Genomic DNA, 21,764 nt, shown 5'->3' with positions numbered 1-21,764 from the left:
AGAGCACTCCTGGGACATAACAGGTACGCGATCCGCCGGTTTCTTCTATGTTTGTCCCTGGCCGTGACCATGCGCTCAAGGAGATGTTCGTCGTGAAGAAACCTCTCGAAGGAGCCGCCCTGCGGGCCGGTGTCGTCGCCGTCGCGCTGACCGCCGGCCTGCTGACCGCCGCCCCGGCCGGTGCCACCACCGTGACCGGTACGGAGTCCGCCGCCCAGACCTCGCAGAGCGCCGCCGCGGCCCGCCCGGGCAACGGCAGGATCATCTACGACGGCCTCAGCGGCGGCCGGGGGGTCCTGAAGATCAAGAACGGCACGCCGAGGGACGGCGTCGTCACCCTCGTCAAGGGCAAGACCAAGGCGATCAGCATCTACGTCCGCGCGAAGTCCTCCGCGAGCATCAAGGACGTCAGGGACGGGTCGTACCGGATCTACTTCACCACCGGCTCCCGCTTCAGCACCAGCAAGCGCAGGTTCGCCGTGGGGGCCAGTTACCAGCGCTTCAACGACCGGCTGAAGTTCGTCACCACCGCCACCTCGTACAGCATCTGGACCATCACCCTCCACCAGGTCAGGGGCGGCAAGGCGCAGGCCACGCAGATCAACCCCAAGGACTACCCGGCCTGATCGCCGAACTCGGGTGCCGCCGTGATCCGGCGGCACCCGAGTGTCAGCGGGCGCCGGCCGTCCGGGTCTCCTTCTTGCGGGCCCGGTAGGCCGCCGCCTTGATCTTGTTGCCGCACGACTCCATGCCGCACCACTCCCGGCGCCCGCCACGCGACCGGTCGATGAAGACCTTGGTGCACTCGGGGTTGGCGCACTCCTTCATCAGCGGCGCCTCCGGCCCGCTGAGGAGCTCGATCGCGTGCCGCGCCACAGTGGACAGCGCCTGCGCCGGGGTCGCCTCGACCCACCGGCCCTCGGCGGTGAGCTGGGGCGTGGCCGGGGGCCTGCGCGCCGTCTCGTTGACCAGGGCGAGCGCCTCGTCATCGTAGCCGTCGTCGGCCAGGCGGGCGGTGACCAGCGCGTAGATGGCCTCGCGCACCGCCAGCGCCTGGACGAGGTCGGCCTCCTGGCAGGGGGAGACGGCGTCGACGATGCCGGACTCCAGATACCAGGCGTCGAGCCGGTCCGGGGCCTCCAGCGTCTCGAAGCGCGTGGTGCGGCGGGCCCGGAGCGTGCAGGCCAGGTCGAGCGCGGGGTCGCCGCACAGAAAGACATGCTTCACATCACCAGTTTGACAGGTGACATCTCGCTGTGCAATCTTCGTCACCTCTCAAACCGGTGACGTCAGGGGAGTGCGGTGGAGTACGACTTCGTCGTGGTGGGCGCGGGCACCGCCGCAAGCGTGCTGGCGGCCCGGCTGTCCGAGGACGGCGGTTCACGCGTGCTGCTGCTGGAGGCCGCCGGCCGGGACGAGCGCAGCGCGGCCGGGGTGTTCACCCCCGGGCACCGCACCCGCTACGACGCCTGGCCGGAGGGATGGAGGTTCGACGACCTCCTGCCGTACCTCAAGCTGAGCGAACGGCCGGGGCGGAGCGGCCCGGCGCGGCCGAACCCGCTGCTCGAAGCCTGCCTGGAGGCGGCCGTGGAAGCCGGGCACCGCAGGGCCGTCGACATCTCGTCCGGCCTGGAGGAGGGCTTCGGCAGGCCCGACCCGACCATCGACCTGTCGTCGACCCCCGGGCGCGCCAACCTGCAGGTCGTGACGGGCGGGCTCGTCCACCGCGTCCTGGTCGAACGCGGCCGGTGCGCGGGCGTGGTCTACACCGCCGCGGGGGAGCGGGTCACCGTCCGGGCCGCGCGGGAGGTGGTGCTGGCGGCCGGCGCCATCGGGACGCCGCACCTGCTGATGCTGTCCGGCATCGGCCCGCCGGAGCACCTGCGGGAGGCGGGCGTCGAGGTCGTGCACGGCCTTCCGGGAGTCGGGTCGAACCTCTCGGATCACGTCACAGCGGGCCTGGTGTACGCACCCGCCCGCCCCCTCCCGCCGCGTGCCGGCCACGACGAGGTGCTCGGCCTGCTGCGGAGCCCGTACGCGCAGGACGGCCCCGACCTGGAGATCGGCTTCGTGGACGTGCCGAGCCACTCCCGCGCGCTGGGCGGCCCGTCCCGGGGCTACACGATCCTGGTGTCCCTGACGCGCCCGCGCAGCCGCGGCACGGTGCGCCTGGCCTCCGCCTCTCCGTCGGCCCCGCCCGTCGTCGACCCCGCCTCCTACTCCGACACCCGCGACCTGGCCACGATGGTCGCCGGCCTGGAGGCCGCCAGGGAGATCGGCCGGGCGCGGGCGCTGGACGCCTGGCGCGGCGGCGAGGTGCTGCCCGGCGCGGACGTGCGGGACAGGAGGGCGCTGCGCGCCTACCTGCGCGCCGGCCTGGCCTCGTCCTTCCACCCGGCCGGCACCTGCGCGATCGGCGCCGTGGTCGACGGGGAACTGCGGGTCCACGGCATCGAGGGCCTGCGCGCCGCCGACGCCTCGGTGATGCCGTCGATCGTGTCGTCGAACACCGGCGCGACCGTGTACGGCATCGCCGAGCGGGCCGCGGAGCTCATCGCCTCGGCCTAGCCGCCCGTCTCGTCGTCGAGCCACCGGGGATGGTTCTTCCTGGCCCACGCGGTCGTCACCCAGCCCGTACGCATCCCGCGCCGCGCCTGCGGGTCCCGGTACGCCAGCCGCATGTGCCCGATCACGACGACGGCGATCGCCACCGCCGTCAGGTCGTGCACGAAGATCGCGCTCGCGCGGGGGATCCCCGGCAGCAGGCCGGTGAACCACATCAGCAGGCCGGTGAACGTCATCACCGGCACGGCTCCGGCGATCCAACCGGCGTACACCTTCTGCCCGGCGTTGAACTTGCCGGCCGGGAGCGGCCCCGGGACACGCCCGCGTACCGCGCGCAGCCACTGCCTGTCGTACGGCGCCAGCCGGTTGAGCCTGCGCAGATCGGCGCGGAAGGCCCGCGAGGCGAGACCGAGCAGGACGGGCACGGGCAGCAGCAGCCCCGACCACTCGTGCACGACGACCATCAGGTGGCGGCGGCCGACCAGCTGGGCCAGCGGCGCGAAGTACACGCAGGCCGCCGCCCCCGCGCACACCAGCATGAGCGCGGCGGTCGCGCGGTGAACCAGCCGCTCGCCCCGGCTGAACCGCCGCAGCGAGGGCTCAGGCCGCCGGGTCGAGCCAGCCGTCGACGTCATAGCCGTACTCCTCCCAGTAGCCCGGGATGACCTGGTCGGTGACGGAGATGCCGGACAGCCATTTGGCGGACTTGTAGAAGTACATCGGGGCGACGTAGAGCCGCACCGGGCCGCCGTGGGCGTGCGTGACCGGCGCGTCCAGCATGTCCAGGGCCACCAGCACGTCGGCCCGGCGGGCCTGTTCGAGCGTGAGACTCTCGCTGTAGACGCCGTCGAAGCAGGTGAAGCGGACCGCCTTGCCCTCGGGGCGGACCCCCGCCGCGTCGAGGAGGTGCGAGAGCAGCACCCCGGAGAAGGGGACGTCCGGCACCCGCCAGCCGTCGGTGCACCGTGCCTCGCCGACGACCCGCGTCTGGGGGAGCGCGCGCAGCTCGTCGAGCGTGTACGCCCCCGGCCGCTCGACCAGGCCGCCGAGCTCCAGCCGGTAGTCGGTCGCGGTCTTCCTGGGCACCGAGGCCGCGACGCTGTAGTAGCGGAAGCCGCCCGGGTTGGGCAGCAGCCCGCTGAGCCCGGTGGGGTCGTTCTGCGAGGCCGTGCCGAGGAGCCGTTCCCAGCCGCTCCGCACGAGAGGCGCGGCGGCCAGGCCGGCGGCGCCCGCGCCGAGCATCGAGAGCATCACCCGTCGCGCGATGGGCGGGCCGCTCTCCGCTGAATGTCGTTCATGAGTCACATCTGCGATTCGAGCAGCCGCGGCTCCCGTCCGCGACGAGAAGCGGGCTCCCGTAAGACTTCCGTCAGTCTTGCTCGTGCCGGTCGCGAGGAGGATCCACCAGCACTGAACCCGGCACCGACCTGCCGGTTCTCCCGGCGAGCGCGACTCGGGCCGCTTCGTCAGCCGTTGAGCGCGCTGGCGAGGGTCACCGCCGCGCTGACGAGGAGGGCCGCCAGCACCACCTTGCGGAAGCGCTCCGCATCGATCCGGCTGAAGATCGCATTTCCGGCGAACCACCCCAGCTGTACCACGGGCAGGCCCACCAGCCCGATCCAGAGCGACTGGGCATTCACCTGGCCGGCCACGGCGAACCCGATCAGGCTGAACACGCTGGTGCCGGCGAACACCACCGAGAGGGTGGCGCGGAACTTGGAGGGCTCATACCCCATGCCCTGGAAGGCCGCGACCATCGGCGGCCCGTTGGTGCCGGTGGAGGTGGACAGCGCGCCGGACAGGAGGCCGACCCCGACCAGTACGGGAACGTTGCCCGGCACCTTCACCCGCCGCCACACCATCACCGTGCAGCCCAGGACGCCGATCGCGATCAGCGCCGTGAGCACCTGCTCGGACGTCACTCCGTACACCCAGAGTCCGAGCGGCATGCCGAGCACGATGCCGGCCATGGCGATCATGGCCACCTTCCACTCGGCGTGGTGACGCTGACGTACCGCGATCGTGATGGTCATGGCCAGGGCGGACATCGTGGTGGCGACCACCGCTGTGTGCGGGTCGACAGTGAGGGCCAGCAACGGTGTGGCGACCAGGGCGTACCCGAATCCTGTCACGGCGTGCACCGTTGAAGCAATCAGGATGATCACGGCGGCGGCAAGCAGCGTGGACACCTATCACACTTTGCCATAGATCCATTTAAATGATCCAGTATTGTCGAGAAATTGTGGAGACCGTCCGGTATTAGGAGCCAATGACATGGGTGGTCAGGACTCTGCGAGTTACGTCGTCAGTCCGGCAATCGATGGTGACCAGGCCGTCATATTCGTTCCTGGTCTGGGAGGCCGGACGAAGTTCGTGGACCGGTGGAACGAGCCGGGCCGGGAACCCGTCATCCGCCGGGCCAACTGGAGCGAGCCGATGAGCGTGCCCTCCATCGACGAGCGCGGAGCGGCGCTCGCGTCCCTCGTCGCGGACTCCGGCGCCACGGATGTCGTGCTCGTGGGCCACAGCATGGGTGCTCTGGTCTGCCTGGAGGCGGCCGAGCGCCTGGAGCGGCAGCTTCGCGGCATCGTCGTCATGTGTCAGTACCCGCCGCACCGCACGCCTGTCTCGCCTCTGGCGGAGCTGCCGGACCGGGCGCTGGCCGAGGAGATCGAGGCGCCGCTCCACATCATGGACACGGTGGCGCTCCCCGAATACGCGCGTCTGTGGCGTTCTGAATATCACCTGCTCAATCGCTATCTGGAATCAGATCCGCGCCCGATGTCGAACGCGCCGATCATCGCGGTCGGCGCCACCGACGACGCGAGCTCCTGGGACACCGAGTGCCTCAATGACTGGAGCCATTACACGACGGATTGGCTGTCGGTCCACATGATCGGCGGCGGCCATCAAATCGTCGAACAGCTGCCTGCCGAAACTCTTCGTGAATGGGTCAGGAAGGTTCGTGGCTGAGCAGCCGTCGCAACTCGGCGGCCAGCTCGGCCACCGTCGGATGGTCGAAGATCACGGCGATGCCGACGTCCACGTCGAAGCCCCTGCGGATCTCCTCGACCAGTCCCACGGCGGCGAAGGAGTCGCCGCCCAGATCGAAGAAGCTCTCGTCGGGGCCCACAGACTCCACACCGAATTCGGCGCACCACATCTCCCTCAGCCGGGCCTCCAGCGACGCCTCGTCCGGCGGCGCTCCGTCCGGCGCTCGCTCGGCCGACCCTGGTTGCGCACGTGCCGCGGCCGGCGCGTCCGGCGTGAGCTCGGGGTTCTTCAGGACCGCGGCCTCTCCCGGCAAGGTGATCGCCACCTGCCGGTGGCCGGGCCGGCCCAGGATGCGCAGCAACATGCCGACCCCGGTCGCGGGCGTGATCCCGGGGTCCTGCCCGGCATCGGTGTCCCGCTCCTCACGGAAGGACTCGGGGGCGACCATGGATTCGTCGACGCGGCGCATGGTGAAGCCCCTGACCTCGACGGCGACGTCACCGCCGGCGGTCAGCACGTCGATGTCGGCCACGATCGTGTCCGAACCGCTCGGGCGTCGGCGGATGTGGCTGTACGCAAGACCCGGTATCGGCCGGTGCACCACGATCGACTGGTAGGCGAAGGGCGCGTGCGGCGGCTCATGGTCAGGATCCCGCGCCAGTGACACCGCCGCGTCCAGGAGCGTGGGATGCAGGGCGTGCTCGTCGAGCTCATGGCCGAACGCTTCGGGAAAGGTGAGCACGGCGAGCTTCGTGCCGGCGTCCTGCCCGGAGGTCCAGATCTCCTCTCCCGGCCAGCGCGGACCGATGGTGAACATCCGGTTGTCAGGGTCGTTCACGGGTACCCGCCGCTCGGGCAGCGACGCGCGCAGCCCGTCCAGGTCCACCGGCTCCGCCCTGGCCTCCGCCAGCCGGATCTCACCCGTCGTGTGGACGCGGTAGTCGTCGGACGAGCCGGACGAGAGCGGCGCGGAGCGAACGGTGAATCGCCAGAGGTCCTCGTGCGGTTCGAAGCCGACCTCGAGTGACACGGGCTCCGGGGTGGTGATCGGCTGCCGGAAGACCATGTGGCGCAGCTGCGCGGGCCGCCCGTTCGGGTGATCGACCGCCTCCCGGAAGGCCCGCAGGACGAAGTCGACCTGGGCCGTGCCCGGCAGCACCGGGACGCCGTTCATCCGGTGCTCGTCCAGGATCGGATAGTCCTCGGCCGACAGCGGGGTCGACCACCGGCGCACCTCCGGCCCCGGTCCGGAGCGCCCGGCCTGCCGCCCCTGGCGGGCGGCCATGCCGACCTCGGCCCAGGACGGCCAGTTGATGGCCATCGAGGCGCAGCCGGCCAAGGGCTGCCGGCGCACCACCGCGTCGAGGAAGGCGTTCGCCGCGGCGTAGTCGGCGCTGCCCACCAGGCCCCTGAGCGCCGCGCGGCTGGAGAAGGCCACGAAGAAGTCGAGGTCCGCCCGGCCCCGCAGCACCTCGAGCAGGGCCAGCGTCCCGTGGACCTTCGGCGCGAGCGTCGCCGACACCTGCTCGCGCGTCCGGAACTGCAGCATGCCCCCGCCCGCCACGCCGGCGAGGTGGAAGACCCCGTTGATGCCCCCGAACGCGTCCGACGCCCGGTCGATCACGCGCCGCAGCGCGTCCACGTCGGTCACGTCGCACGCCTCGACGCGGCACTCGGCTCCGAGAGCCCGGATCTCGGCGAGCTCGGCGTCGTGCCCGCCTGCCGGACGGCGGCCCAGCAGCAGCAGCCGTGGTCGCAGGCCGGTGTCCGCCAGGCCACGCGCCACGGCCAGACCGAGGCCGCCGAGTCCGCCGGTGATGACGTAGGCACCTTCGCGGCGCAGCTCGACGGGGCCCGCACCGTCAGGGACGAGCTCCCGCTCTCCGGGGACCCAACGCCGATCTCCCCGCAGGGCGACGATCTCCGATCGATCGAGGCCGCGCAGCTCCGCGAGCAGCCGATCGCCGCTCACGCCGTCCTGGACGTCGACGAGCTTGCACGTGGCCCGCGGGTTCTCGAGCATGTAGCTGCGCAGGAGTCCGAGCAGCATGGCCCGCACCGGGTGCACGCTCTCGCCGCCCGTCACGTCCGCGGACAGCTCGGTGACGACCAGGACGTCGCGAGCGCGCTTGTCGGGCGCCCGCCGCGCCGCTTCCTGCAGCAGCTCGACGACCCGGTGGAAACCGGCGTCGAGCTGGTCGTCGATGCTGCTCAGATCGGGTTCGGCCGGGCCGCCGAGCTGCGTCGCGTCGACGATGAGCTCCGGGTATCGCCGCGAGTCCCTCAGCTCGTCCAGCAGCCGGACGACGTCCGCCGAGTGCCCGGGGCGGATCACGAACCCGTCCGCCGCCTCCGAATACGAGGAGCCGTGCCGCACCGGCAACGGGTCCCACCCGGCCTTGCCGAGCAGGGCGACCAGCTCGCCGGCTCGTCGCGGATCGTCGGGCAGGAGCACCAGAGGCCGGTCCCCGGCGCCGGCATCGCGATGCCCGGCCGGTGCCGCCTCCACCCACGTGGGCAGCCGGAACACCGCACGGTCCGCTGGTTCCCCCGCCTCCGGCGCGGGGGAGCCGCTCGCGGACGCCCGCTCGATCCAGTGCCGCTCGCGTTGGTACGGGTAACCCGGCAAAGGAACGCGTTCACGAGGACCCGTGGCACCCAGCGCCGACCAGTTCACCTCCGTGCCGAGGGTCCACATCCGGGCCAGCGCGTGCAGGAACGAGGCGCGTTCGGTGGCGCCCTTCGACGGCCCGCCCGGGAGCGTCGGCACCGCCAGGTGCCGCCTGGCGCGCACCTCGGGATGCGCGCGGGCCAGGGTGGTGAGCGTCCGCCCGGGGCCCACCTCCACCAGCACCCGGTCACCGCCGGACAGCACGGCCTCGAGCGCCTGCTTGACCAGCACGGGCCGGGTGAGCTGCTCGATCCAGAAGTCCACGCTGCGCGCCTGTGCCGCCTCCACCAGACCGCCTGTGGACGCGGAGCAGATCTTCCAACGGGGACGACGCGGCTCGATGCCGTCGAAGGCCGGGCGGAACCGCTCGGCGGCGCTCGTCATGGCCGGGGTGTGGTAGGCGTGCCGCGATCTCAGCCGGGACGCGGCGAGCCCCGTCCCCGCGAGGACCTCGTCCTCGAAGCGGCGCACGTCGTCCGCCGATCCGCCGACGACCGTCTGCCGGTCGCTGGTCACCACGGCGACGTCGAGGCTCCCGAACAGCAGCGGCGACACGGTGCCCAGGTCGGCCGCGACCGCCACCATCGCGCCCTCGGGGGACTCGCCCATCGCCCGGGCTCGGGCGCTCACCAGCCGTACCGCTTCCTGGAGGGTGAACACCTCGGCGAGCGCGGCGGCCGCGAACTCCCCGACGCCGTGGCCGAGCAGCACGTCGGGCTCGACGCCCAGCGCCAGCCACAGCCGCCCCAGCGCGTACTCGACGCCGAAGAGCAACGGCTGCCCGACGGTGGTGTCTACCCAGGCCTCCGCCCGGTTCTGTCGCGGCGCCAGGCCGTGGGCCTCGAAGAGGTCGAAGCACTCGTCGAGCGCCGCCCTGAACGCCGGCTCGGTGCGATAGAGCTCCGCCGCCATGCGGGCGTGCTGCGCCCCTTCCCCTGGGAACAGGAACACGGTGCTCCGGTCCGCGTGCTCCTCCGGCGTGACGACGCGCCTCGCCCGGTCGAGCACGGCGGTGGCCGCATCGGAGACGCTCTCGACCACCACGGCGCCTCGGACCGGGTGCGGCGTGCGCCCCTGCTGCAGCGTGAACGAGACACTGGAGAGCGGGTCCGCACTCTCCTCGAAGGCTCGGGCGAGCAGCTGCGGGCAGGCCTCGGCCGCGGACGGCGTCCGTCCCGACCACACGATCAGCTGCGTGGGTCCCGGAGCCGGGTCTGCCGCGCGGGCCGGCGCCTCTTCGAGGATCGCGTGCGCGTTCGTGCCACCGATCCCGAACGAGCTGACCCCCGCCAAACGCGGGTGGCCGGCCGATCGAGGCCAGGGCCGCAGCGCGTCGTTGACGAAGAACGGTGAGTCCCCGAGCCCGAGGAGCGGGTTCACCTCCTCGAGGTTGATGCTCGCGGGGATCTGCTCATGGTCCAGCGACAACGCGGCCTTGATCAGCGAGGTGATCCCCGCCGCGTGACCCAGGTGGCCCACGTTCCCCTTGATCGATCCGATGGGACACCGCCCGGGCGCGAGTCCCGGCGCCGCGCCGAACGCCTTCCTCAGCGCCGAGATCTCGATGGCGTCGCCCAGCCGGGTCGCGGTGGCGTGCGCCTCGACGTACCCGATGTCCGCGGGACCCACGCCGGCCAGCTCCATGGCTCTCAGCACGACCTCCGCCTGCCGATCGGCACTGGGCGCGGTGAAGCCGACCTTGTTCGCGCCGTCGTTGTTGACGGCCACGGCCCGGATCACCGCGCAGATCCGATCGCCGTCGGCCACGGCGTCGGCGAGCCGCTTGAGCACCACGACGCCGACGCCGCTGCCGAAGATCGTGCCGCTGGCCGCCGCGTCGAAGGGGCGGCAGTGGCCGTCCCGGCTCAGCGGGCCGTCCTGGGCCCACCAGTACCCGTGGCCGACGGGGAACTCGACGTCGGCGCCGCCGGCCAGAGCGACGTCGCACTCGTGGAGCCGAAGCGCGTTCACGGCGAGATGCACGGCCACGAGCGAGCTCGAACACGCGGTCTGCACCGTCATGCTGGGGCCGTTCAGATTCAGCTTGTACGAGACCAGCGTCGACGCGCTGTCGGGGTTGTTCCACATGCCGGCCGCCATGCCGGTGGCACTCCGGAGCGCCTCCAGGCTCCCGAGGGCGCGGCCGATCCCGTAGCGGTTCGCGGCGACCGACGAGAACACGCCCGCTCTGCCGAGTCTCGAGGCGTCATAGCCGGCGTTCTCGACGGCGGCGTGCGAGGTCTCCAGGTACAGCCGCAGCTGCGGGTCGCACGTCTCGGCCTCACGCCGGGTCAGGCGGAAGAACTCGGCGTCGAACAGGTCGATGCCCTCAGGCTCGGCCACCGCCCGCACGTAGGCCGGGTCGTCCAGCGCCTCACGCGACACGCCGCTCGACCGCAGCTCGTCCGCGGACGGGAAGCGCACCGCCTCCTGTCCGGCCACGAGGTTTCTCCACAGCTGCCGGGTGTCGGCCGCCGCCGGGAAACGACCGGCCATCCCGATGATCGCGATCGGCTCAACGAGGTCACCCATGTCGTCCGTCCTCCGATCCGTGCAGGGAGCGAGCCAGGTGATCGGCAAAAGTGTTCAGGGTGGGATATTGGAAGACGAGCACGGGAGAGATCTCCGCTCCGAGACGGACGGAGACCTCCGACACGAAACGCATGAGGGACATCGACGTGAAACCGGCGTCGAAGAAGCCGCGGTCAGGGTCGATCCGGCCTCGGCCCAGAACGGACCGCGCGCTCTCGTGAAGCACCTCCCACAGCGTCGCCGCCCGGTCCTCGTCCTGCGCGCCAGGCCGGTCCTCCGAGTCGCGCACCTCGATGCTCGAGGGCATGACCGCGGGGTCCAGACAGGCGCCGAGCACCGCGCGAAGCACGTCGCCGTCGACCGCCGTCGTGGGGCTCCGTACGACGGTCAGGCGCACGGAGCCGACACCGCTGTCGTCCTCGACGAACGTCGCCACCGCGTCGACGACGCCGGCGACCCGGGCGGCCGCGCCCTCGATCTCCTCCAGCTCCACCCGCGTGCCGTTGACCTGGACCTGCCGGTCCGCCCGCTTCAGGAAGCACAGCGAGCCGTCCGGTAATCGACGGACGAGGTCGCCGGTGTCGTACCAGTGCCGGCCGTCATGGCCGGGAACCGCCAGCGGGGTTCCGTCGGTGTAGCCGAGCGCGCAGGCCGCGGCTTCCACGTGCAGCCGGCCCGCGCTGTCGATCTTGACAGAGGCATGGCCGAGCGCGCGTCCGATGGGAACCGGATCCTCGCTCGCGACCCCTTCACCGGGCGGCACCTGGTGCATGCACACGACCTGCGGGGTCTCCGACGCGCCGTAGCAGTTGACGATGGTGGCACGCGGGGCCAACCGCGCCGTTGAGCGCAGCGCCGCGGCCGTGAGCCGGGCCCCCACCGAGCAGACCAGCCGCAGGCTCTCGACGGGAAGCCGCGACGAGCCCGCCATGAGCTGGAGAAGGACCGGCGAGCCCTGGAGCACGGTGATGGAGCGCTTCGCGAGCCAGGCCGCCGCGAGCCGCGGATCCGAGGCCGTGCGACCGTCGGGAATGACCAACGTCGCACCGGTGAGCCAGGGCGCCATCAGCTCCCGCAGGCTCGGGTCGTGGCCGGGTCTGCTGAGAAAGGCGATCCGATCGGATTCGTCCATGGGCAGTTCCTTGAAGAACGCCACGCCGGCGGCCTCGAAGGCCGTTCGTCCGACGACGATCCCCTTGGGCTTCCCCGTCGTGCCGGAGGTGAAGAGGACATGACTGACTTCTCCCATGTCCTCGCCATGGAGCTGCCGGCCGGTGTCCAGCAGCTCCAGACCGGTCAGGGCGGGCCCGAAGGTCGCCGCGGCGCCGGCGGCCGTCAACGCCCTGCGCACCCGCTCGCTGCCCCAGTCCCCGAGGATCGCCGGGACCGCGCCCGCGTTCCAGACCCCCATGATCCGCGCGACGAACTCCGGGCTCCGCTCCGCCGGCACGCCCACCACGCGGCGCTGCAGGTGATGACCTCGTACGGCGTCGCTGACGTCCTCGCTGAGCGCGGCGAGGTCGCCGAAGGTGAGGTCACGATCCTCGTGGACCAGGGCCACCCTGCTCGGGTCTCGGGGCACCCGCCCGAGAAGTCCCGGCGCGGCGGTCCCGGCCGTGTCACGGACGGGGCCGATCGGCTCGTCCACTCGCCTCACGCTAGCCTCCCTCGGCTCGATGTCGCGTCACAACAGCCCGTCCCACACCGAGTCGAAGTACCTGGGATGAGAGCTGCGCAGCTCGCGCCAGTGCTTCCTGCGGGTCTCCGCCGGCGCGGTGTCGATCCGGCGGTCCGGGCGATCTCCGGCCGCCGCCCACGCCAGGTGCACCAGCGGGAGCACGGCCGAGCCGCGCCGGGCCTTGCCGAGCTCCGCCCCGGCGCCGGTGACGACGCTCGACAGCCCCGTCGCATAGGCGTGCTTGATGGGTTCGTAGATCGCCGCGTTGAAGTACACGAACGGGTCCGGCGCTTCGTCGTCGAGGCGCCCGAAGTCCGTCACGTACAGCCGGTCGTGCCAGCGGCACATGACCCCGGTGCCGACGACACGGCCCTGCGCGCGGCAGAGCACGGCCGTCGACGCGGCGTCGCCGAGGGCGGAGGCGTACGCCGAGAGGCGCCGCGTGACCGCGTCCACGCTGTAGGCCATCCCGTGCCTGGCCCGCACGTTCACGATCATCGGCGCGATGGTCGCGATGGCCTCGCGCAGAGGGACGGTCTCGGTCGCGCACTCCTTGGCGAAGACCCCGACTTCCCTGCGGACGCTGGTGCGGGTGTTGCGCGGCAGCGTCGCGAGGTAGTCCTCGAAGCCCTCACCGGGGAGCTCCAGCTCGGTCTGCGCGACGCTCGCCAATCGGTGGTGATCTCCGTCGCCGGCGACCGGAGCGAGGTCCGTCCAGGCGGAGGCGTCGAGGAACAGGAAGAAGGTGTACGGGAGCCCGCGCTCGGCCGCGACGGCGCAGGCGGCCTCCCGGAGTGCCCGCAGGACCGCCGTCCTGGTCGAACTCGGCAGGGCGCGGTCCACGATGAGCCGCGTGCTGAACCCCGCACGGGAGCCGGCCACCAGTCCCAGCCGGCCACCGGGCGGACCCGCGGCGTGCAGCAGGTCCTGGAAGTGGAGCTCCGGCCAGTACAGGTAGTCGCCGCGACTGGGGAGCGAGTCATAGAGGGGGAGGGCACCGAGGATCCGAGGGTGCCCGGGTCGTCTGGCGATCAGGTACATGAGGGCGGCGTCGCCGGATCGCTCCAGAGCCCGCAACCACGCGCGGCTCTGGAACATGTCCCGCGGGTCGGCGACGTCATCCCACACGCACCCGGCGACGTCGCCCAACGAGGGAACGCATTCCACCGTCACGAGCCCGGGCACTTCCGGCCGTACATCTGGAATTTTCTGGTGTTTCATCGGAACACCGCGTCACGCGGTCTCGTGATGGAGCCATTCGAGCAGGTCCGGCTCCGCGAACTCGGCTATTCGACGGTCGTAGTGTGCTCGATCCTCGACGGAGAGGAACTGCTGCCATTGGCCCGACTTACCACTGCGGAAAAAGCGCCGGCGATCGCGGATGTAGCCCAGTTGCTCGTCGGGTGCGAGTTCGGCCGCGCGATTTCGCATCTGCTGGAAAGTGGCGGCCTCGACCAGTTCCGGCCACTTGCTCTCGTCGATCTCGATGCCGAGCCGTTCGGCGAGCCGTCGCATCTGGCCGGCGAGGTCCTCCGAAAGCTCGGCGTAGTGCAGCAGGATGACGTTCGGCTCCTCGCGGCGTACCCACGCGCGGCTCTGCGTCCAGATCAGCGCACGCAGCGAGTCGAGGTTGTCGTACGGCGAGTCGTCGTTGTCCACCCAACGTAACAAGTACGTGCGTTCGTCGAGCAGGTCCCTGTCGTCATGGCCGTCGACCGGGGCGTCGGCCGCCCCGTTGCCGGGGTGGGCGGCCTGGTGGATCAGCCGGCGGATCACGTCGCGTTTGAGGTTCTTGCCGTGGCTGCGCAGGGAGATGGCGACATCACGCGGATCCCGCCCCACCGTGATGTAGGTGACCTGGGGGTCGGCCGGGATGCCGTCGAGCGGGATGTGGGTCTTGATGAAACGGCGGTGCTGCTGAGCGGACAGGTGGTCCCAGACCTCCTGCTTCGGGCGTACGAGCATGTCGATCCACGGTGAGAGGCTCGACAGCGGCGCAGGCAGCCGGGGTGTCTGGAAGACCAGGAGCGCGCAGATCATCTGGGTCCAGGTGGTGCCGCACTTCGCCGGGGAATTGATGACGATGTCGCCAGGCCGGAATTCGAACCCGTCCCACCGAGAGCTGTCCTCCATCGGTGTGAGGTAACGAGCTAGATGCGTCGTCATTTGTGTGAGTTTAATCACTCTATCGGAGTTACGGAAGGTATGTGATTGCTCGTGTGCATTCCGTATAAGAATTGGCTGCATTACTGATCTGACTAGCCGGGAATTCTTCCGGTAAGGCGCGTGTCATCCTCGTAATTCCCAGGTGAGAGGGCCTTCCGAACGAATCTACCGGCAAAAATCAGTCGGCCGATCGGTGTCACCGCACGGCGTGGGCGCGGGCATCGGGCCGCCCCGCGAGGCCGGTGGCGATCACCGGGAGGGGTGAGGCGAGCCAGAGCAGGCGGCGTGACACCGCCCGGGACGCGCGGGAAGAGGCGCGGTCTCCTGCGGCGAATCCGGCCGGTCGGCCACCGCGTGAGGAGGGACCGGGGGTGCGGCAGGGCGAGAAGAGAGCACGGCCGCATGAGGGAAAATCGCCACGATCACCAACAAACTACCGTGCATTGAATGAATCGATCCGCGTAAGCCGCCTCCGGCCTGCTTGGCGGGGGAGCATCGGCACAGCCGTTCGTACGCCTGGTGTTGGATGAAGCGGTGAACCGTGGACCACTGGAACTGCTGCACGAGGCCGTCGACCGCACCAGGGCGCTGACCCTCGGCCGCCCCGCCACCGGCCGCACCCACGACGACGCCGATCCCGTCGCAGGCAGCCTCGCGACCGACAGCGCGCAGCGCTTCGACCCCTTCCCGCTGCTGCGGGCTCTGGACGCGGCCGGAGCACGAGCTGTGGTGATCGGCCAGGTCGCCGGGATCCTGCACGGGTCGACAGAGCTGACCGGGGACCTCGACCTGCTGTGGGACGGAGCGCCGGAGCAGGCCGACGCCCTGGCGGCCGCCCTCGCCGCCGCCGGCTGCACGGTGCTGGACGACGAACATGGCCCCGTCCCGCCCAGGCCGCAGGCGCTCCTGCGTCCCAAGGTGCAGTTCGACTCCCCCTGGGTGAGCGGCGACTGCTGCACGCCCGCCCTGCCGTGGGGGGCACTGCAGGTGAGCCCGTTGCTCGACCGGGCCCTGACCGCCGTCGACACGGACGGTCTGCGGGTGCTCTACCTGCGCCGGGACGACCTCATTCTGATGCGCCGAGCCCTGGGACGCCCCAAGGACCTGCGCCGCGCCGAAGAACTCGAACGCCTTTGAGGAACATGCCGACGGCGGAGGCGTCGCATGGTGGCGACGTGAAGGCGCGCCTGCCCGTGCCGCTTACGCCCCGCCAAGGCAGCTCTGCCACCACCGGATCGAGGGTGTCAGGAGAAGAGGCGGTAGGGGTGCATGCCGTCCACCAGACCGGTGTCCGGCGGGTGGACGCTGTATCCGAGCATGCGGCGGATCCGGTCGCTGAGCTGCCGGGCCACCTGCCTGCCGGGGGAGAGGGCGAACGCCTCCCGGGTGCGTAGCCACGGCTCGCAGTACTGCGTGGTGACGGTCAAGGACGGCGGTGCCGGTTGCGGGGGCCGGCCGTGCCAGAGGGTGCCGAGGAGCAGGGTGCAGGAGCCGGGCGGGGGAGTGAGGGGCGCGCCCTCGGTGGTGGGGTGACGGGAGGGCCAGCGGTGGCTGCCCTGCCACACCGTCAGGACGGTGCCCGGGTCGAGGGTCCAGAGGGCGGCGATGGACAGGGCCGGGCGGGGGCGGGCAAGCGGGTAGCGTTGATCGTCGTAGCTCGCGGGACGGGCGGGCGCGCCGGGGGAGACCTCCGTGACCTCCAGCTGGGACAGCAGGTAGTTGGGCAGGAGCAGCCGGTCGAGGAGGGCGAGCACGCGGGGGTGGTCGATGAGGGGATCCGTGGCCCGGGTGTTGTGCAGCACCCCGTACACGCGCCGGACGTGGCGCGACCGGAAGGGGTCACGGCCCGCGGGGCGGAGCAGCGGGGTGAGCTCGGCGCGGATGCGGCTGCAGGTGGCCGGGGTGAGCAGGTCGCGCATGACGAGGTAGCCGTCACGGTGGAGTGCGGACATGGCTCCCGCGGTGGCCGACGTCCGGACCCTGCCGGTCATGGCGTGTCCTCCCGGGTCGCGCCGAGCGCGCCGGTGCTGAACTCCCAGATCTCCTGCAGCACCGCGGCCCGGTCGGGGCGGGGATCCTGATTGAGGACGACGGCCAGGACCGAACGCATGCCACCGACGACGGCCGCGGACATGAGCTCGGCGTCGCGCCCGCGGGTGACGACGCCTTCGGCCTGGCCGGCGGCCACATGCTTGGCCCCGAGGGCGATGACCTGGCTGGCACAGCGGGCTTCCATCGCGGCGACCTGGGCGTCGCCGACCATCCGGCCGAGCACGACGGAGGCGAGCGGCTCGTCGTAGACCCAGTCGACCCACCGGGTGAGCTGCGCCCGCCAGCGCTCGAGCCACGTGTGGCCGGAGAAGTGGCCGAGCACGGTCTCGTTCACGAGCCGGTCGTAGAAGTCGGCGAGCAGCGCGCTCATCAAGCCGCTGCGGGTCTCGAAGTAGCGGTACGGCAGGCCGACGCTGAGCCCGGCACGGCGCGCGACCGCCGCGACCTCGACGTCGCCGGTCTCGATGAGTTCGGCGGCGGCGGCTTCGAGGATGCGGCCGCGGGTGGCGGCGGCGCGATCGGACAATGGCTCCACAGCATCATGTTAGTTGAGCTCAACTCAACTTCCAAGCCCCGTTGGGACATGATCAGCCGAGAGGAACATCAGGTCGTCGTCAACGACGCCTGGACCCGGTTGCGGTCATGCGGGACCTACGTGCCGCAGATCCATGGCACTTTTCCGGGATCCCCGGCGTTGGCCGGGTATCGGCATCGGGACGACGGGGTGATCGCGATGAGGTCGGAGGAGCGCCCTGCCTTACGCACGAACGTGGTGTCGTTGGCGGGGCTCACGCTGGGCCTGCTGGTGGCCGTGGCCATCCTGGGCGTACGATGCGCCGGCGTCGCGGGGCAGGAAGCGCGCGCCACGGCACGCGCCACCGCGTACGTGAGCCACATCTACGACGACGCCGACACCGTGGACCTGACGTGGACCGACGCCCAGGGCGTCGAGCACGTCACCGTCGTCCAGGTCGATGCCCCCTTGGCCATGGATTCCACGGCGACCGTCCGCTACGACCCCGGTAACGCGGCCGGCCTGGTGTTCCCCGCCGAGGACGAGGCGTTCCCGCCCCCCGGGGACTGGCAGAGCCGCTGTCTGCCGGTCGTGCTCGCGGCCTACGCCTTCCTGGTGCTGCTCGTCGGCGCCCGCCTGGCACTCAACCTGCGGGCCGCCAGGATGCCGGAGGCGTCGTGGCGGGCCGTGCCGCTGCTGGCCACGTACGGATCGGGCCTGGCCCAGTGGTACGCGGGCTATCTGCGCCTGATCCCGCCCGGCGACGTAGGAGCCTTCGTGCAGCGGGTCTACTGGCACCCGGCTCTGGACCGGATGCCCAACTGGGCCGACTTCTCCAGGGGCGGCGAGGTCTCGGTGCGAGTCGGCCCGTGGCCGTTCCGCCGGGCAGTGGTGACCCTCCCGGACGGCACCCGGCTGTGGCCGGCCGGGCGGCTGCGCCGGCGGATCCCCTGGGGGTGGAGCCACGATGACCGGCCCGTGGGCGCCCCGCACCACCGCATGCCCACCAGGGACCTCATCATCGCGATCCTGGCGTTCAGCGCTTTCGAACTCGCCGGATTCGTCGACTTCTTCATCGGGACGGCGATCTTGGGCCTGCTGTTCGGCCTGATCTTCTTCCTGTGGGGCTGGTACGGCGGCGAGGCCATCTGCGGCGACGGCCTGCGTGCTTTCGACGTCGTCCCGAGAGGGCCGGTCCAGAACCCCCGCGGCTCCAGCTCGCGCCGCCTCCGGCGGAAGAAGACCTCGCGGCAGAACCGCGCCTCCTGACCGGTCGTCCCGGGAGCCGCTCACCAACCGCGCAGGGAGTAGGCGGTCACGCCCTCGGGCAGGTCGGCGACGCGTGACAGCGCGCCGGTGTGGATGTTCCAGCCGAGCAGCCGGTCCCTGCTCTCGATGATCACCGTGTCCTGGCTGATCCAGCCCCGCACGGCGCAGCCGCTCTTCCCGCACCTCATGTCAGGAGGATCGCCCCAGGGCAGGAGCAGCGTCCTGACCACCCGTCCCGTGTCGGGGTCGGCCACGACGACCACGTCGGCTCTCTCCGCCCGGTCGCCCGGGGCCGGCGCGGACCTGGCGACGAGGTTGCCGCGCTGCCATCCGTGGTTGCCCAGGGCGCCCACGGGCATGCTGCCCTGGTTGGTGATCCCCTGGACGTCCAGCGTCACCTCCACCCCGCCCTCCTGGATGACCGTCCGCCCGCCTTCGCCGGGCGAGACGATCCTGAGGTCGCGGTAGCCCGCGACACCTGTGAAGCCCTTGTACGCCTGCCGCCGCGCCTTCCCCGTGGCCAGGTCGAGCAGGTAGTTCGCCTTCTCCTGCTCGACGAGGAGCTGCTCGCCCCGCCAGAGCACCACCTCGTTGAACCCCGGCACCGGATAGCGCCTGGCCTGGCCGATCACGAGGTCGACGACCACCACCTCGTTCTTCTGCGGGAAGGCGGCCATCGTGCCGTCGGGGGAGAGCGAGTTGGGCTTCAGCGGCGTCCCGCCATTGCCGGCCGGGTCCACGGAATCAGCCGGCTTCACATCGAGCGGGACGCGGCCGTCGGACTTCATCATGTAGATCCGCCCGTCGCCGAACTCGGCCAGCGCCAGAACGGGTCCGGGAACCGCGGTCACGACAGGGATGTCGGCCCACCTCTCCGGCAGCGCGGTCGCCAGCGTGGGCAGCCCCGCCTCGCCGCTGGGCGGCGGCGCCGTGTCCATGGGTGTGGCCGCCGGGGTCCCAGGCGCGGGTGTGACGCTGGGATACACGGCGATGCCGCGCTGGACCGGCGCCGGGGACACCACGATCTCCACCACGACGAGCGCGGCGACCGTCGCGGCCGCCGCGACCACCGCCCACCGGCGGCGGCTACGGCTCCGCGTGCCCTGCCGCCACAGCTCACCGGCGCGTGACGGCCCCTCAGGCAGGGTCTCGGCGAGATCGTCGAAGAGCTCCCGCAGCCTCTGGTCCGTCATATCAACACCTCTTCCAGCTCGGGAGCGACCTCGCGTAACCGCTTCAGCGCCGCGTGCGTCTGGCTCTTCACCGTTCCGGACGAGACCCGGAGGATCGCGGCGACCTCCCCGACGGGCAGGTCCTCGTAGAAGCGCAGCACCAGCACCGCCCGCTGCTTCACCGGCAGCCTGGCCAGCGCCCGGGCGAACACCACCTTCAGGTCCGACGCTCCCGAGGTGTCGTGATCCGCCTGGTCGGGCGGCTCCCCGTAGGCGAATTCCCGTCGCCTCCGCCACCTGGACGCCACTTCCCTGTACAGGGTGGTGCGGACGTAATTGACCGGGTCGGTATGCACTTTCGACCAGCGGCGCGCCAGTTTGATCAGGGCATCCTGGAGCACGTCCTCGGCCAGATCCCTGTCACCGCTGATGAGAATGGCCGCACGCAGCAGCCGCGGGTGCCAGGCGGTGACGAAGGCCTCGAACGCCTCGGAATCCGTCATATAGACAAGACGCCCGAGAGGCGGTGAACGGTTGGGGCCCCCGCGAAATCCGCCGTTTTCCCGGCATCAGACCTCGGCACGCTCGTCCGGTGCCGGCGTCAAATGAATCTACAGCGTAAAGGCGCCGGGCCCATGGTGACGTGAATCACCGTCGCCGGCCCCTCCTCGATGTCACACCTCCGGCCCCGATTTCGTCTTGTCAGTGAGGCACGGTAAGGGGGCCCAAATGCGTTCGTTGTCGGCCAAGCGCCGCTCGTTTCAGTTCTCCCACTGGTCGTTCATGTTCGCCGAGATCGCCGTCTGGTCGTTCGTCGTCCTGGCGGTGACCGGGGCGGTGCTGATGGTGTTCTACGACCCCGGCATGTCCTCGGTGGCCTATGACGGCTCGTACGGCCCGCTGCGCGGACTCTTCGTCAGCAAGGCCTTCGACTCGACCATGCAGCTGAGCCTGGAGGTGCGCGGCGGCCTGCTCATCCGCCAGGTTCACCACTGGGCGGCGCTCGTCTTCGTGGCGGCCGTCGTGCTGCAGCTGCTGCGCATGTTCCTGACCGGAGCGTTCCGCCGCCCACGCACCGGGCAGTGGCTGGTCTGGGTGACGCTGCTGGCGCTGGGCATGGCCGCGGGCGAGACCGGCAACGCCCTGCCCGACGACATGCTGTCGGGCGGCAGTCTGTGGCTGATGAAGTCGGTGGTGCAGTCCATCCCCGTGGTGGGCACCTGGGCGCTGTCGCTGCTGTTCGGCCCGGACTTCCCCGGTGACAGGGTCATCCCGGTCATGTACGGGGGCCACCTGCTGGTCGCGGTCGTCATGGCCGGGCTGCTGATCGCCCGTGAGCTGCTGGTGCGCAGGCACGGCCACTCCCGGTTCGTCGCCTCGCTGCCGGCGCGGCGGAACGCACGCCCGATGATGGCCCTCGCGACGATCGGCATGCTGATCATCCTCGGGTTCGGGTTCCAGATCGCCCCCATATGGCTGTACGGCCCCGCGTCGCCGACCCAGATCTCGGCAGGCTCGGTTCCCGACTGGTACATGGGGTTCCTGGACGGCGCCCTGCGGATCATGCCCGGGTGGGAGCTCACCATCGGGGACTACACGCTCAGCCTCGCCGTCATCGTCCCCACGCTGGTGGTCCCCGGAGTCTTCTTCACCGCCCTGGCCGCCTACCCGATGGCTGAGCGCTTCCTCGCCTCGCGACGCGGCCGCCGCGACGCGCTGGGCAGGCCCAGGACGGCGAGCCGCACTGCTCGCGAGACGCACGCGCATGACCTGCTCGACCGGCCCCGCGAGACGCCGGTGAAGACGGCCGTCGCGGCCGCCGGCGTCACGTTCTACGGCGTGCTGTGGGCAGCCGCGGCCAACGACCAGTTCGCCCACCAGTTCCAGCTCACCGTCGACGCCGTGACGATCTTCTTCAGGTTCGCCGTGGTCATCGGCCCCGTCATCGCCTTCGTCGGCACCCGGTGGATCTGCCTGGCACTTCAGCAGACGGATCGCCACGTGGCCGAGCACGGAGTGGAGACCGGGATCATCGTGCGGTCCCCGGACGGCGGATTCCACGAACGGCTGGCGCCGGCGCGGCGGGAGCACCGGGAGCCGGCGATCACCTCGGGGCGATGACAGCAGCCCGGCGGCCCGGAAGACGGGTGA

General features: G+C 71.1%; 18 protein-coding genes. 6 read left to right on the top strand and 12 right to left on the bottom strand.

The features are described 5' to 3' along the window. The first annotated feature begins 92 nt into the window (after window positions 1-92). Window positions 93-626, top strand: a complete 534-nt coding sequence (locus ACFKCF_RS18950; protein WP_394495211.1) for a hypothetical protein — start codon at window positions 93-95, stop codon at window positions 624-626. 43 nt (window positions 627-669) lie between these two features. Here ACFKCF_RS18950 and ACFKCF_RS18945 read toward each other — a convergent pair whose 3' ends face one another. Continuing rightward, complete coding sequence (locus tag ACFKCF_RS18945; RefSeq protein ID WP_394495209.1) at window positions 670-1,227, bottom strand: CGNR zinc finger domain-containing protein; 558 nt, start codon at window positions 1,225-1,227, stop codon at window positions 670-672. 75 nt (window positions 1,228-1,302) lie between these two features. On the opposite strand from ACFKCF_RS18945, the gene ACFKCF_RS18940 reads away from it, so the two are divergent. Next, window positions 1,303-2,568, top strand: a complete 1,266-nt coding sequence (locus tag ACFKCF_RS18940; RefSeq protein WP_394495207.1) for a GMC family oxidoreductase — start codon at window positions 1,303-1,305, stop codon at window positions 2,566-2,568. On the opposite strand, the gene ACFKCF_RS18935 is transcribed toward ACFKCF_RS18940, so the two are convergent. From ACFKCF_RS18935 to ACFKCF_RS18925, 3 genes are all read right to left on the bottom strand, one after another. After that, on the bottom strand, window positions 2,565-3,200 hold the full coding sequence (locus ACFKCF_RS18935) for a cytochrome b/b6 domain-containing protein (protein WP_394495206.1): 636 nt from the start codon (window positions 3,198-3,200) through the stop codon (window positions 2,565-2,567). The genes ACFKCF_RS18940 and ACFKCF_RS18935 overlap by 4 nt on opposite strands. Continuing rightward, window positions 3,166-3,870 carry a molybdopterin-dependent oxidoreductase gene (locus ACFKCF_RS18930; RefSeq protein WP_394495204.1) on the bottom strand — a complete coding sequence of 235 codons (705 nt, stop codon included), beginning with the start codon at window positions 3,868-3,870 and terminating at the stop codon, window positions 3,166-3,168. The genes ACFKCF_RS18935 and ACFKCF_RS18930 overlap by 35 nt, the downstream gene beginning before the upstream one ends. Before the next feature lie 161 nt (window positions 3,871-4,031). Next, on the bottom strand, window positions 4,032-4,754 hold the full coding sequence (locus tag ACFKCF_RS18925) for a sulfite exporter TauE/SafE family protein (RefSeq protein WP_394495202.1): 723 nt from the start codon (window positions 4,752-4,754) through the stop codon (window positions 4,032-4,034). 85 nt (window positions 4,755-4,839) lie between these two features. Here ACFKCF_RS18925 and ACFKCF_RS18920 point away from each other — a divergent pair, with 85 nt between their 5' ends. Further along, entirely contained in the window at window positions 4,840-5,538 is a 699-nt protein-coding gene (locus ACFKCF_RS18920; RefSeq protein ID WP_394495200.1) for a thioesterase II family protein, read from the top strand. On the opposite strand, the gene ACFKCF_RS18915 is transcribed toward ACFKCF_RS18920, so the two are convergent. The 4 genes from ACFKCF_RS18915 to ACFKCF_RS18900 all read right to left on the bottom strand — a co-directional run bounded on the left by ACFKCF_RS18915 (window position 5,519) and on the right by ACFKCF_RS18900 (window position 14,606). Beyond that, window positions 5,519-10,762 carry an SDR family NAD(P)-dependent oxidoreductase gene (locus ACFKCF_RS18915; RefSeq protein ID WP_394495199.1) on the bottom strand — a complete coding sequence of 1,748 codons (5,244 nt, stop codon included), beginning with the start codon at window positions 10,760-10,762 and terminating at the stop codon, window positions 5,519-5,521. The two genes, ACFKCF_RS18920 and ACFKCF_RS18915, sit on opposite strands and share 20 nt — an antisense overlap. Beyond that, complete coding sequence (locus ACFKCF_RS18910) at window positions 10,755-12,419, bottom strand: AMP-binding protein (protein ID WP_394495197.1); 1,665 nt, start codon at window positions 12,417-12,419, stop codon at window positions 10,755-10,757. The genes ACFKCF_RS18915 and ACFKCF_RS18910 overlap by 8 nt, the downstream gene beginning before the upstream one ends. A gap of 27 nt (window positions 12,420-12,446) precedes the next feature. Beyond that, window positions 12,447-13,589 carry a peptidogalycan biosysnthesis protein gene (locus ACFKCF_RS18905; RefSeq protein ID WP_394495195.1) on the bottom strand — a complete coding sequence of 381 codons (1,143 nt, stop codon included), beginning with the start codon at window positions 13,587-13,589 and terminating at the stop codon, window positions 12,447-12,449. An 84-nt stretch (window positions 13,590-13,673) separates the two neighbouring features. Continuing rightward, the gene (locus ACFKCF_RS18900) at window positions 13,674-14,606 is read right to left on the bottom strand and encodes a sulfotransferase domain-containing protein (RefSeq protein ID WP_394495193.1); all 933 of its coding nucleotides are present in this window, start codon (window positions 14,604-14,606) and stop codon (window positions 13,674-13,676) included. 534 nt (window positions 14,607-15,140) lie between these two features. Here ACFKCF_RS18900 and ACFKCF_RS18895 point away from each other — a divergent pair. Beyond that, window positions 15,141-15,743, top strand: coding sequence for a hypothetical protein (locus tag ACFKCF_RS18895; RefSeq protein ID WP_394495191.1), 603 nt, complete (start codon window positions 15,141-15,143; stop codon window positions 15,741-15,743). Between the two features lie 107 nt (window positions 15,744-15,850). Here ACFKCF_RS18895 and ACFKCF_RS18890 read toward each other — a convergent pair whose 3' ends face one another. After that, entirely contained in the window at window positions 15,851-16,597 is a 747-nt protein-coding gene (locus tag ACFKCF_RS18890) for a phytanoyl-CoA dioxygenase family protein (RefSeq protein WP_394495190.1), read from the bottom strand. Further along, window positions 16,594-17,193, bottom strand: coding sequence for a TetR/AcrR family transcriptional regulator (locus tag ACFKCF_RS18885; protein WP_394495188.1), 600 nt, complete (start codon window positions 17,191-17,193; stop codon window positions 16,594-16,596). Before ACFKCF_RS18885 ends, ACFKCF_RS18890 begins: the two co-directional genes overlap by 4 nt. 48 nt (window positions 17,194-17,241) lie before the next feature. Here ACFKCF_RS18885 and ACFKCF_RS18880 point away from each other — a divergent pair, with 48 nt between their 5' ends. Next, a complete protein-coding gene (locus tag ACFKCF_RS18880; protein WP_394495187.1) occupies window positions 17,242-18,441 on the top strand; it encodes a hypothetical protein in 1,200 nt (399 codons plus the stop codon). 20 nt (window positions 18,442-18,461) lie between these two features. On the opposite strand, the gene ACFKCF_RS18875 is transcribed toward ACFKCF_RS18880, so the two are convergent. Both ACFKCF_RS18875 and ACFKCF_RS18870 read right to left on the bottom strand, forming a co-directional pair. Beyond that, window positions 18,462-19,634 (bottom strand): hypothetical protein, encoded by a 1,173-nt coding sequence (locus ACFKCF_RS18875; protein WP_394495185.1) that lies wholly within the window; start codon window positions 19,632-19,634, stop codon window positions 18,462-18,464. Continuing rightward, on the bottom strand, window positions 19,631-20,116 hold the full coding sequence (locus tag ACFKCF_RS18870) for a SigE family RNA polymerase sigma factor (protein ID WP_394495183.1): 486 nt from the start codon (window positions 20,114-20,116) through the stop codon (window positions 19,631-19,633). The genes ACFKCF_RS18875 and ACFKCF_RS18870 overlap by 4 nt, the downstream gene beginning before the upstream one ends. Before the next feature lie 226 nt (window positions 20,117-20,342). Between ACFKCF_RS18870 and ACFKCF_RS18865 the strand changes: the two genes are divergently transcribed. Further along, window positions 20,343-21,734, top strand: coding sequence for a cytochrome bc complex cytochrome b subunit (locus ACFKCF_RS18865; protein ID WP_394495181.1), 1,392 nt, complete (start codon window positions 20,343-20,345; stop codon window positions 21,732-21,734). Window positions 21,735-21,764: the final 30 nt, after the last annotated feature.

The sequence above is a fragment of the Nonomuraea sp. JJY05 genome (genome assembly GCF_043496855.1).
GTDB lineage: Bacteria > Actinomycetota > Actinomycetes > Streptosporangiales > Streptosporangiaceae > Nonomuraea.
This window is presented reverse-complemented; position numbering and strand designations above follow the sequence as displayed.

Bases quoted from the DNA above. Each gene is read 5' to 3' on its own strand.
- ACFKCF_RS18935 (WP_394495206.1), bottom strand. From the start codon at position 3,200: ATGACGTCGACGGCTGGCTCGACCCGGCGGCCTGAGCCCTCGCTGCGG.
- ACFKCF_RS18920 (WP_394495200.1), top strand. From the start codon at position 4,840: ATGGGTGGTCAGGACTCTGCGAGTTACGTCGTCAGTCCGGCAATCGAT.
- ACFKCF_RS18915 (WP_394495199.1), bottom strand. From the start codon at position 10,762: ATGGGTGACCTCGTTGAGCCGATCGCGATCATCGGGATGGCCGGTCGT.
- ACFKCF_RS18900 (WP_394495193.1), bottom strand. From the start codon at position 14,606: ATGACGACGCATCTAGCTCGTTACCTCACACCGATGGAGGACAGCTCT.
- ACFKCF_RS18890 (WP_394495190.1), bottom strand. From the start codon at position 16,597: ATGACCGGCAGGGTCCGGACGTCGGCCACCGCGGGAGCCATGTCCGCA.
- ACFKCF_RS18880 (WP_394495187.1), top strand. From the start codon at position 17,242: ATGATCAGCCGAGAGGAACATCAGGTCGTCGTCAACGACGCCTGGACC.
- ACFKCF_RS18875 (WP_394495185.1), bottom strand. From the start codon at position 19,634: ATGACGGACCAGAGGCTGCGGGAGCTCTTCGACGATCTCGCCGAGACC.
- ACFKCF_RS18870 (WP_394495183.1), bottom strand. From the start codon at position 20,116: ATGACGGATTCCGAGGCGTTCGAGGCCTTCGTCACCGCCTGGCACCCG.
- ACFKCF_RS18865 (WP_394495181.1), top strand. From the start codon at position 20,343: ATGCGTTCGTTGTCGGCCAAGCGCCGCTCGTTTCAGTTCTCCCACTGG.